General features: G+C 59.3%; 10 protein-coding genes and 1 riboswitch. Of the genes, 7 read left to right on the plus strand and 3 right to left on the minus strand.

Annotated features, from left to right (window positions below):
- Positions 1–9 precede the first annotated feature (9 nt).
- Positions 10–1326, minus strand: coding sequence for a class I SAM-dependent methyltransferase (locus Q0M74_RS03985; RefSeq protein ID WP_293951750.1), 1317 nt, complete (start codon positions 1324–1326; stop codon positions 10–12).
- A 360-nt stretch (positions 1327–1686) separates the two neighbouring features.
- On the opposite strand from Q0M74_RS03985, the gene Q0M74_RS03990 reads away from it, so the two are divergent.
- From Q0M74_RS03990 to Q0M74_RS04000, 3 genes are all read left to right on the plus strand, one after another.
- A complete protein-coding gene (locus Q0M74_RS03990) occupies positions 1687–3105 on the plus strand; it encodes an NAD(P)/FAD-dependent oxidoreductase (protein ID WP_293951751.1) in 1419 nt (472 codons plus the stop codon).
- 132 nt (positions 3106–3237) lie between these two features.
- Positions 3238–3348, plus strand: a riboswitch (TPP riboswitch).
- A complete protein-coding gene (gene thiM, locus Q0M74_RS03995) occupies positions 3341–4147 on the plus strand; it encodes a hydroxyethylthiazole kinase (protein ID WP_293951752.1) in 807 nt (268 codons plus the stop codon). Its footprint overlaps the riboswitch before it by 8 nt.
- Before the next feature lie 4 nt (positions 4148–4151).
- The gene (locus Q0M74_RS04000) at positions 4152–6380 is read left to right on the plus strand and encodes a bifunctional hydroxymethylpyrimidine kinase/phosphomethylpyrimidine kinase (protein ID WP_293951753.1); all 2229 of its coding nucleotides are present in this window, start codon (positions 4152–4154) and stop codon (positions 6378–6380) included.
- Positions 6381–6391: 11 nt separating this feature from the next.
- Here the strand turns inward: Q0M74_RS04000 and Q0M74_RS04005 are convergent, their stop codons facing one another.
- Positions 6392–6976, minus strand: coding sequence for a bifunctional 2-polyprenyl-6-hydroxyphenol methylase/3-demethylubiquinol 3-O-methyltransferase UbiG (locus Q0M74_RS04005; protein WP_293951754.1), 585 nt, complete (start codon positions 6974–6976; stop codon positions 6392–6394).
- A 60-nt stretch (positions 6977–7036) separates the two neighbouring features.
- Positions 7037–7492 carry a PaaI family thioesterase gene (locus Q0M74_RS04010; protein ID WP_293951755.1) on the minus strand — a complete coding sequence of 152 codons (456 nt, stop codon included), beginning with the start codon at positions 7490–7492 and terminating at the stop codon, positions 7037–7039.
- 105 nt (positions 7493–7597) lie between these two features.
- Between Q0M74_RS04010 and gndA the strand changes: the two genes are divergently transcribed.
- The 4 genes from gndA to Q0M74_RS04030 all read left to right on the plus strand — a co-directional run.
- Positions 7598–9052: an NADP-dependent phosphogluconate dehydrogenase gene (gndA, locus tag Q0M74_RS04015; protein WP_293951756.1), complete on the plus strand. Its 1455-nt coding sequence runs from the start codon at positions 7598–7600 to the stop codon at positions 9050–9052.
- 121 nt (positions 9053–9173) lie between these two features.
- The gene (locus Q0M74_RS04020; protein ID WP_293951757.1) at positions 9174–9506 is read left to right on the plus strand and encodes a nucleotide pyrophosphohydrolase; all 333 of its coding nucleotides are present in this window, start codon (positions 9174–9176) and stop codon (positions 9504–9506) included.
- 71 nt (positions 9507–9577) lie between these two features.
- Positions 9578–11065: an NAD-dependent succinate-semialdehyde dehydrogenase gene (locus Q0M74_RS04025; RefSeq protein ID WP_293951758.1), complete on the plus strand. Its 1488-nt coding sequence runs from the start codon at positions 9578–9580 to the stop codon at positions 11063–11065.
- Between the two features lie 48 nt (positions 11066–11113).
- The coding region (locus tag Q0M74_RS04030) for a DEAD/DEAH box helicase (protein ID WP_293951759.1) at positions 11114–11563 on the plus strand (450 nt) is incomplete at its 3' end.

The raw sequence follows: 11563 nt of genomic DNA on the forward strand, positions 1-11563 counted from the left end.
CAACAACGCTTATCGACGCCCGCGCCGGTTCCTCGTGGTCATGGTGAACTGGACGGCGTTGAGGCAGCCAAGTCGAATCATCGCTTCGATGAGCGCGTAGTGATACACCCACATGCGGCGGAAGACGGCATCAAAGCCGTCGGCCGCCGCTTCTCTTAATTGGCCCTCAAAAACCTCACGTTGCAGTTGCACACTCTTCAAGTAGTGGCCGGGGAAATGCGTCTCACCAATCACCCGCAAGGAGGATTCACGGTCCACCAGTTGGTGCACCTCCTCCACCGTCGGATATTTCAGTGCCGGCCAGATATAGGCTCGCAACATTCCCAGGGCTTCCCGCTGGATCGGCCCCATCTGCTCGGTGGCCACCAGGGACTGCATGGCCACATGGCCACCGGTGGTCAGCATCCGGTCAAAAGCTTTGATGTACTTCTTGGCACCGGTGGTACCGACCACCTCAAGCTTCTCCACCGACACGATGGAGTCATAGGCACCACCCCAGTCCTTCGGGCCGGGGATCGCGGTGGGGATGGTCTGGATGTGCACGTCATCCTCCACGCCCGCCAGAATGAACAACTCCTGTAGTCCAGGCACCTGATCCTTGTCTGCAGTCAGAACATCCACGGTGGCATTACGGCGTGCCGCCAGGATAGATAACGCGCCACCGGAAGCAGGATATTCCAGCACGTGGGTTCCGGACCTGACCTTCGCAGCGTCCAGCAGTGTGGATGCCGCCCGACGTTGGGCTTCGCCCAGGTCTTCGCGCTCCACAGCCACCGGATCGGCAATTTTGGTGACATCCACAAAGTGTGACCCCGGTTCGCGGTTCTTACCCGCACCCGGTACAAAGCTCTTGACCGCGGTGCGCAGGGTGGTGGGTACGCCTGAGGCGAAGACACCACCGAAGGCGCTCATCCCATCGCCGGAGCTGAGCCTGATCAGTTCACCGGGCAATGCTCCACCGATGTCATGGGCGTTGTCAGGTAGGTGAAAAGCTGAGAGCAGCCTGCCACGGGGGCGGAAACCAGTGCCCAGAAGTGCCGTCAGAACGTCGGCGAGCTTGTCGGTTTTCCACTCGCCAGCCATGTAACTTTCGGCCAAACCAAGCCATCCGGTGGTGGCCAGTCGTGAAAATAACGTTTCATAGTCGACTGTGAGGTCCGGCTCATCACCCAAAAGGCTCAAACCGGCATTCTCACAGGCCTTTGCAAACCTGGCTTCGGCCTGTCTGGCCCGAAAATTCATCAAGGTGGAATCAGGCACCGTAGCCACCCCGGGCCACTCTTCCGGATCAATCGGATCCAGATGGCGCAAACGCGTATTTACCATGCGTTTTGGCACCTCCTGGGGGCATCGCGGGCATGAGAAACCTGAACGGAATTGTTTACCCCACAAAGTGTAGACGCAACTGCCCGACAACCGGCGGAGGCACGACTTAACTGAATAAAGCAGGCGATAGCTGACATCCACTTTAAAGTGACTGCTATTGTGGTGACACACGCCATACTCTGGGTTGCATTTAAGGAATTGCGGGCGCAAACACCACATTTTTCACAGAAACAAACAGGCTTGGGCCACCCGATCCTGTGGGTTCTCTTGTGGAGGACTATTGTGTACAAGGTATGCGGCGCCCCCTGATCCCAGTGCGCCCTCGAGCTTTCATTCAACAACCAGGAGACTGTGACAATAATGTCCGAGAACCCAACCCGCCCCGAAGGCGGCCGCCACCACGTCGTCGTCATCGGTTCCGGTTTTGGTGGTCTTTTCACCGCCAAAAACCTGGCTAAGGCTGATGTAGATGTCACCCTGATTGACCGCACCAACCACCACCTCTTCCAGCCACTGCTGTACCAGGTGGCCACCGGCATCCTGTCCTCCGGCGAAATCGCACCGTCCACCCGTCAGATTCTGAGCGGCCAGGACAACGCGAACGTGGTCAAGGGTGAAGTCACCGACATCAACATCGCGGACAAGACCGTCACCGCCTCCTTGGGCGAGTACACCCGCGTCTATGAGTACGACTCCCTCGTCGTCGGCGCTGGTGCAGGACAGTCCTACTTCGGTAATGACCACTTTGCACAGTTTGCACCAGGTATGAAGACCATCGATGATGCACTCGAGCTGCGTGCCCGGATCATCGGCGCCTTCGAGCGCGCTGAGATCTGCAACGATCCCATTGAGCGCGAACGTCTCCTGACCTTCGTCGTCGTTGGTGCAGGCCCAACCGGTGTTGAGCTGGCCGGTCAGCTGGCCGAGATGGCCCACCGCACCCTGGCTGGTGAGTACAACAACTTCAATCCATCCTCTGCGAAGATCATCCTGCTTGATGGTGCTCCACAGGTTCTTCCTCCATTCGGCAAGCGTCTGGGCCGCAACGCCCAGCGCACCCTGGAGAAGCTCGGCGTCGCCGTCAAGCTGAACGCCATGGTCACCAACGTGGATGAAACCTCCGTCACCTACAAGACCAAGGACGGCGAAGAGCACCAGATCGACGCATTCTGCAAGATCTGGTCCGCCGGTGTCGCCGCTTCCCCACTGGGCAAGCTCGTTGCTGATCAGGCTGGTGTTGAGACCGACCGTGCAGGTCGTGTCCTGGTTAACCGCGACCTGTCCGTCGGTGAGCATAAGAACGTCTTCGTCGTCGGCGACATGATGTCCCTCGATGGCCTTCCAGGTGTGGCACAGGTGGCCATCCAGGGTGGCGAGTACGTGGCAGAACAGATCGAGGCTGAGGTTGAAGGCCGCGCCAACACTGAGCGCGAAGACTTCGACTACTTCGACAAGGGCTCCATGGCCACCGTCTCCCGCTTCTCCGCCGTGGTGAAGATGGGCAAGGTTGAGGTCACCGGCTTCATCGGCTGGCTGCTGTGGCTGGCTGTCCACCTCACGTTCCTGGTTGGTTTCCGCAACCGCATGGTCTCCACTGTCAGCTGGGGCCTCAACGTGATGTCCCCCAAGCGCTGGAACCTGGAGACCACCCGCCAGCAGCTCCATGCGCGTACCGCGCTGGCCAAGCTCAGCGAGGCCATCGACGACAAGGAACTCGACACCCCAATCGAGCTACGTGACACCACCCGCTTCGGCACCGCCAAGAAGAAGCAGAAGTAAACAGCTTTTTAACTAACCTCCCCCATCCCTTCACCGAAGGGATCGGGGAGGTTTTTCTTTGCCCTCCGCCCCCCATATTCAAGCAATGCTATGGCTGACTGAGTTTACGATCACACCATTTGCTAGGCTCTGAAACTAGGCACGGGGTGCCTGCCACAGCTACATGCTGAGGACACGCTGAGATCACACCCGTTGAACCTGCTCTAGCTCGTACTAGCGAAGGGATAGCCCATTGATGGCTGACTCATATCTTCATGCGCTCATACACGTGCGCACCACCACACCACTTGTCCAGTGCCTGACCAATTCCGTGGTCATGCAGTTCACCGCCAATGCACTTCTAGCTGCAGGCGCAACACCTGCGATGGCTGACACGCCAACGGAGTCCTATAATTTCGCGCAGGTGGCCACGGGTGTCCTCATCAACCCGGGCACACCGTCGGCAGAACAATACGAAGGCATGCGCCAAGCAGTTGCGGGAGCCAACGCTGCTGGCACACCATGGGTGTTGGATCCCGTCGGTGTCGGAGGTCTTGCTGAGCGCACCGGGTTCGCGAGGGGAATCGTCGATAAGCACCCCAGTGCAATCCGTGGCAACGCCTCTGAAATTGTGGCTCTTGCCGGACTCGGCGCAGGTGGCCGCGGTGTGGATGCCACCGATGAGGTTGCTGACGCCCTGGCTGCTGCCCAGCAACTGGCACTCCACACCGGCGGAGTCGTCGCTGTCACCGGCCCGGAAGACCTCATCGTCTCCGCTGACCGCATCACCTGGTTAAGCTCCGGAGATCCGATGTTGCAGCTGGTCATCGGAACTGGCTGCGCCCTGGGGGCGCTCACCGCGGCCTACCTGGGTGCCATAAAAGACACTGACATCAGCGCACACGACGCTGTGATCGCAGCTCACGCCCACATGGGTGCTGCAGGCCAGATCGCCGCCACCAGGGCCACCGCGCCCGGCTCCTTCGCCGTAGCGCTTATCGACGCCCTCTATGAACTCACGCCAGCCCAGTTGGCAGACTTGACCAGCATCCGGGAGGCCTAGTTTCATGACCACTGATTTCAGTCTCTACCTGGTCACAGATCCAGAACTCGGCGGCGGACCGGAGCATGTTCCGGGAATCGTCGACAAAGCCATCACCGGTGGTGTCACCGTGGTTCAACTGCGGGACAAGCATGCCACTGAGGAGGTCTTCCGTGCCCGTACTGTTGAACTTTTAGACGTGTGTGGCTCACACGGTGTGGAGCTCTTTCTCAATGATCGTTTTGATATCGCCCATGAACTGGGCTGCCACCTGCACATCGGGCAGGGCGACATTGCCTATGTTGAAGCACGTCGCGCACTCCCTGATGACCTGATGGTGGGTCTGACCATTGAGAACATGGAACAGCTGCAGGCTGTGATCGAGCAGTGTTCCCGGGAGGGGGTACGGCTTCCCGATGTGGTGGGGGTGGGCCCTGTCCGGGACACTGCCACCAAACCGGATGCACCTTCTGCTCTTGGGGTTGCCGGCGTTGCAGAGATCGCCACCGTGGCACAGCAACACGGCATGGCGTCGGTGGCCATCGGTGGCGTGGACCAGTCCAATGCGGTGGGACTGGCACGCACTGATATCGATGGGCTCTGCGTGGTGTCAAACATCATGGCTGCTGCTGATCCTGCACAAGCGGCCGCAGAGCTTATCACCCTGTTCCGTCCGCTGCCCTCACGCCCACGTGTGCTCACCATTGCAGGTACTGACCCCACCGGTGGCGCCGGTGTGCAGGCGGACCTGAAATCCATTGCTGCCGCGGGTGGTTATGGAATGTCTGTGGTGACAGCCCTGGTGGCGCAGAATACCCATGGGGTCAACGCCGTGCACACCCCACCTGCAGAGTTCCTGGACCAGCAGTTGGATGCGGTGTTTTCTGATGTCACGGTCGATGCAGTCAAGCTCGGAATGCTGGGCACTGCTGCCACAGTCCGGCAGGTGACCCGGTGGTTGAGCACCACTCCACATGGTCCTGTGGTGCTTGATCCCGTCATGGTGGCCACCAGTGGGGACAGTCTGCTGGATGCTGATGCCACTGAAGCACTGCTGAAACTGGCGGCCGCTGTGGATGTGATCACCCCCAACATCCCTGAACTCGCAGAGCTGTGTGCTCTGCCTGAGGCCACGACCCTGGAAGACGCTATTGTGCAGGCTCGTGGCTTTGCTGCCCAGACCGGGGCGATCGTGATTGTCAAGGGCGGACACCTCACGGGCCCGGAGGCCAACAATGCGGTTGTCCATCCTGATGGCTCAGTGCACACGGTAAAAAATCCGCGGGTGACCACCACCAACACCCATGGCACCGGTTGTTCCCTGTCTGCTGCATTAGCTGCCCGTCTTGCCGGAGGTTCCAGCGTCGAGGAAGCACTGGAGTGGTCAACCCGGTGGCTTAATGAGGCACTTCGTGGTTCTGATGGTCTGCGGGTGGGTACTGGGAATGGTCCGGTGGATCACTTCGCCATGAACCAGCGGATGCTGCAGGCTGCCAGCACCACTCCTTGGAAGCATCTGCAGGTGGTGGGGCTCAGCGGGGATACTGCTGCTGATATCGCCCTGCCGGCAAAGCATAAGAGTCCCGTGCCAGAACTTGCCCCGGCAGGCCCCTTCACCACTGCTCTGTGGGAAGCCACTGGTGATGTGCTGGCACAGATCCTGGAATCCGGGTTCATCCAGGCCCTGGGCAACGGCACATTATCCAAGGAGGAATTCTTCTTCTACCTTGATCAGGATGCCCACTACCTGCGCCAGTACTCCCGTGCACTGGCCTCCTTGAGTTCTATCGCACCGGATGCTCCAGCCCAGGTGGAATGGGCGCAAAGTGCTGCTGAGTGTCTTGTGGTGGAGGCTGAACTCCACCGCACCTACCTGGGTGGCGAACTGGCAGAGACCGGGCTATCAGCGCCCTCACCGGTGACGATGGCCTATACCGATTTCCTGCTTGCCCGGGTGTTGAGTGAGGATTACGTGGTGGGTACCGCTGCTGTGCTGCCGTGTTATTGGCTCTACGCCGAGATCGGTCTCATTTTGGCGGCACAGAACCATGATGAACATCCCTATCGGGACTGGTTGAGCACCTATTCCGGTGAGGACTTCCTCGCTGGGACGCGAAAAGCCATCGCCCGTGTGGAAGAGGCGATGGCTGGGGCTGGACCCGGGCAGCGTGTGGATGCCGCCCAGGCCTACTTAAGTGCCTGTGTTCATGAACGTGAGTTCTTTGACCAGGCAACCAGGTTTGGCTGGATCTAGTACAGCGGGGACTACTGCTTGGTGAAGACTGCCACCAGGAAGTCGGAGTCCTCCAGGAAGGGATCAATCTCCCAGGTTTCGTAGGCGTTTTCCAGCTCGAACCCGATCTCGCGGGCCATGAGGAGGAAGTCACCGAAGTGCCAGCCGCGGCCGGCACCGAAGCCGATAACGGCTCGTCCGCTTGGCGCCAGCACCCGGTGGAGGTTTTCCAGGGCAGGTTTGCGTCCCTCTTCCGCCAGGAAGCCCATCACATTGCCTGCGGAGACAATGACATCAAAGTCATCCTCCGGGATGGGGTCTGCGGAGAGGTCTCCCACCACCCAGCGGGCTTCCGGAAAATCCTCCTTGGCGTAGTTGATGAGGACAGGGTCCACATCGGTGCCGAGCACATCGTGGCCCTGTTTAGCTAGGTAGCCACCGATTCTGCCCTGACCACAGCCCGCGTCAAGAATTTTGGAGCCACGCTTGGACATGGCATCGATCAGGCGAGCCTCGCCGTAGATGTCCTCGCCCTGCGCTGCGAGATCCCTCCAGCGTTGGGCGTAGTTCTCTGAGTGGGATGGGTTATTGGTGGTGATTTCTTTCCATGTGGACATGAGGCCGAGTATAGGAAAGAAATGACCAACAGGGTTTCCTGTTGATGGTCAGGAGGCGTCTCAGCCCAGAATCATGGTGCGCAGCGTCGTGCGTGCCACCAGTTCCCCATTGTGTGTGCAGAGCACCTGCCACACCTGGGTGCGTCCACCACGTTGGATCGATGTTGCCTCTGCGCGGATGATGCCGTCCTTCACCGCTGCGATGAAATCAGTGTTGTTGTTGACGCCCACCACGGGTTTACCACGCCCGAAGATGATACCTGCTGTGGATGCGGTGGATTCGGCAATCGCGCAGTAGACACCACCATTGACCAGACCTGCCGGCTGGAGATGCTTGGCGGTGACGCGTAGTTCGCTCACAACTTTGTCGGGGCCAACGTCGACGTAGCGCAGTCCAAGGGTTCGGTCCAGGCCGAAGTTTCCATTGTTGAGCATGCCCAGCTCTTCAGTGCTTAATGGTCGCTCCACGGCGATCTTTGCCAGTGAGAGAATGTCCTGCAGTTCATTTTGAGGCATGTTTTCAACCCTATCTGTATCAAAGATGTGAAATGTGACTTAAATGATATTACCTTTAGGTGCTTCTTGCTGACATGCTGCATCAAGGTGAGTATGATCATAACTATGACAAACGCAGATTCCCTCGCACAAATTGGTGTGGTTGGTCTGGCCGTAATGGGCTCCAACCTCGCACGCAACTTCGCCCGCAACGGTCACACCGTGGCTGTCTACAACCGCAGCACCGACAAAACCGACAAGCTTATCTCTGATTACGTCACCGACGGCAACTTCATTCCGACCAAGACCGTAGAGGACTTCGTCGCAGCACTGGAGAAGCCACGTCGCGCGATCATCATGGTCCAGGCCGGTGCCGCCACCGACGCAGTGATCAACCAGCTGGCAGATGCGATGGAAGAAGGCGACATCATCATCGATGGTGGCAACGCCCTCTACACCGACACCATTCGTCGCGAGAAGGAGATTGCTGCCCGTGGCCGCCACTTTGTCGGTGCCGGCATCTCCGGTGGTGAGGAAGGCGCCCTCAACGGCCCATCCATCATGCCCGGTGGCCCGAAGGAATCATGGGAAGCACTCGGCCCACTGCTCGAATCCATCTCAGCCAAGGTTGATGGTGTCCCCTGCGTGACCCACATCGGCCCAGACGGTGCCGGCCACTTCGTCAAGATGGTCCACAACGGCATCGAATACGCCGACATGCAGGTCATCGGCGAGGCCTACCAGCTGCTCCGCTTCGGCGCCGGCATGGAACCAGCTGAGATCGCTGATGTTTTCGCTGAGTGGAACAAGGGTGACCTGGACTCCTATCTTATCGAGATCACCGCTGAGGTCCTCCGCCAGGTGGATGCTGAAACCGGCAAGCCGCTCGTGGATGTCATCCTCGATGCCGCCGGCCAGAAGGGCACCGGCCGCTGGACCGTCAAGGAAGCACTCGATCTGGGTGTCCCCACCACCGCCATCGGCGAGGCTGTGTTCGCCCGTGCACTGTCCTCCTCCCTGGATCAGCGCAAGGCCGCCCAGGACAACCTGCCCACCGGCGCACTGATGAACTTCAACGAGCTCGGTGTGGACAAGGCTGAATTCATCGAGGACGTCCGCCGCGCACTCTACGCCTCCAAGCTGGTGGCCTACGCACAGGGCTTTGATGAGATCAAGGCCGGATCCGAAGTCCACAACTGGGGCATTGATCCCCGCGACTTGGCCACCATCTGGCGTGGAGGCTGCATCATCCGTGCGAAGTTCCTCAACCGCATCGTCGATGCCTATGACAATGATGCTGAGCTGCCTTCTCTTCTGCTGGACCCATACTTCAAGGGCGAGCTGGAGGGTCTGATGGATTCTTGGCGCAAGATCGTCATCTACGTCACCCAGCTGGGACTTCCTGCTCCGGTATTCACCTCTTCCCTGGCCTACTACGACTCCCTGCGTGCAGAGCGTCTGCCAGCGGCGATCATCCAGGGTCAGCGCGACTTCTTCGGTGCGCACACCTACCAGCGCATTGACAAGGAAGGCACCTTCCATACCCTGTGGTCCGGTGACCGCAGTGAAATCCAGTCATAAACACACACTGCTCAACATCACTGTTTAAGTAGCTCAAGTCCCCGGTGGTGGTTCCTTTCATGTGAACCCACCGGGGACTTATTGCATCTCGACTGATCAGGTCGGCTGATAATCTCGGCACATGAGCACTGAACATCTGATGAAGTGGTTATGGGAATTCTCGCAGCAACGGGACTGGGGGCAGTTCCATACGCCGGAGAACCTCGCCAAGAGCATCAGTATTGAGGCCGCAGAACTCTTGGAGTGTTTCCAGTGGAGCATGGATGGCCAACCTACCTCAGCAGTTGAGGAGGTACGGGATGAACTGGCGGATGTGATGACCTACTGTCTCTACCTGGCGATGTCGCTGGACCTTGATCCGGAGAAGATCATCCTGGATAAGCTGGATGTCACTGAACGCAAATATCCCGTGGAGAAGGCCCGCGGACGATCTGATAAATATGACAAGCTCTAGCACATCCATGCGGGGTGTATCCTCGGCCCGGAGAACACCTCTGCCTAAGGATTTAAGGACCAGTGATTGCCATGACCAACGCAGCGACCGTGGATGTACAGGAACTTCTGGCCAGGGTTCCCACCGGACTACTGATCGGTGACAGATGGCGGGAATCCTCTGATGGCGGGACCTTCACTGTGGAAAATCCCGCCACCGGGGAAACCATCGCCACGCTGTCCTCTGCCACCGGTCAGGATGCGGTGGCAGCTCTGGATGCTGCATGCATTGCTCAGGCTGAGTGGGCACGGACCCCGGCCCGTGAGCGTTCGGAGATTCTGCGTCGCGGTTTCGAACTGATCAATGAGCGTGCGGAGGACTTTGCCACGCTGATGACCCTGGAGATGGGCAAGCCCCTAGCGGAGGCCCGCGGTGAGGTGACCTATGGAAATGAGTTCATGCGCTGGTTCTCTGAAGAAGCTGTGCGGTCTCAGGGCCGCCATGGTGTGACACCGGAAGGTACCCACCGCATGCTCACCGTGCGCAAACCTGTGGGTCCGTGCTTGCTGATCACGCCGTGGAATTTCCCACTGGCCATGGCGACCCGCAAGGTGGCACCGGCGATTGCGGCGGGCTGTGTCATGGTTCTCAAGCCTGCCCGCCTGACCCCGTTGACCGCACAGTATTTTGCCCAGACCATGTTGGATGCCGGCCTGCCCGCCGGTGTGCTCAATGTGGTCACCGGAAGTTCGGCCAGTGCCATCTCTGAACCGATCATGGAGGATGACCGTCTACGGAAGGTCTCCTTCACCGGTTCGACCGCTGTGGGACGACAGCTGCTGAAGAAGGCGGCGGATAAGGTACTGCGGACCTCCATGGAGCTGGGCGGCAATGCCCCTTTCATCGTGTTTGAGGATGCGGATCTGGACGTGGCTGTGGACGGTGCGATGGGTGCCAAGATGCGTAATATCGGCGAGGCCTGCACAGCAGCCAACCGCTTCCTGGTCCATGAGTCCGTGGTGGATGAGTTCTCGCAGCGTCTCACTGACCGTATCAATGAGCTTCAGCTGGGTGACGGGCTCGATGAGGGTGTCACCGTCGGCCCCCTGATCGAGGCTGAGGCGCGCGATAACGTCGCAAAGCTGGTTGAGGGCGCAGTCAAGGACGGCGCCCGCGTGCTCACCGGTGGTGCTGCTGGCGAGGGAGCCGGATACTTCTACCAGCCAACGGTGCTTATCGATGTCCCAGCCAACGCCGGAATTCTACGTGAGGAGATCTTCGGCCCCGTGGCCCCGGTGGTCACCTTCCGCACAGAGGAGGAAGCCATCAAACTGGCCAATGACACCGAATACGGGCTGGCCTCCTATATCTTCACCCGTGACCAGTCCCGGATGTTCCGTGTCTCTGATCAGCTGGATTTCGGACTGCTGGGTGTCAACTCTGGGGTCATCTCCAATGCGGCGGCGCCCTTCGGTGGAGTCAAGCAATCCGGACTGGGACGCGAAGGTGGTGCTGAGGGAATTGATGAGTACACCCAACTGCAGTACATCGGTATCCGGGATCCCTACCTTGATCACTAAAATCTACGTTTAACTTTTATTGACCTGCGCAGACTACGCTGGGAAGCGATGACTACATTCTCAGAACTAAATCTGCCGGATCCAATTGTGAAGGATCTGCGCAAACAGGGCATCACGGATGCCTTCCCCATCCAGGAAGCAGCAATTCCTGATGCACTGGCTGGCCGGGACGTCCTTGGCCGTGGCCCCACCGGCTCCGGCAAGACCTTCACCTTCGGTCTGCCCATGCTGACACGTCTGGCAAAGTCCGGCGCCTCTAAGCCGGGACGCCCACGTGGCCTGGTTCTTGTCCCCACCCGTGAGCTCGCCGCACAGGTCAGTGAGCGACTGCAGGATCCTGCAGCGGCCATGGGGCTTCGCGTCCTGGTTGTTGTCGGTGGCGTGAACATTAACCGCAACATCACCGCACTGGCATCACCGGTGGACCTGCTGGTGGCCACCCCGGGCCGCGCCCAGGACCTGATCAACCAGAAGAAGCTCTCCCTGGAGCACGTTGAG

It is taken from the genome of uncultured Corynebacterium sp., from assembly GCF_945649885.1.
Taxonomy (GTDB): Bacteria; Actinomycetota; Actinomycetes; order Mycobacteriales; family Mycobacteriaceae; genus Corynebacterium.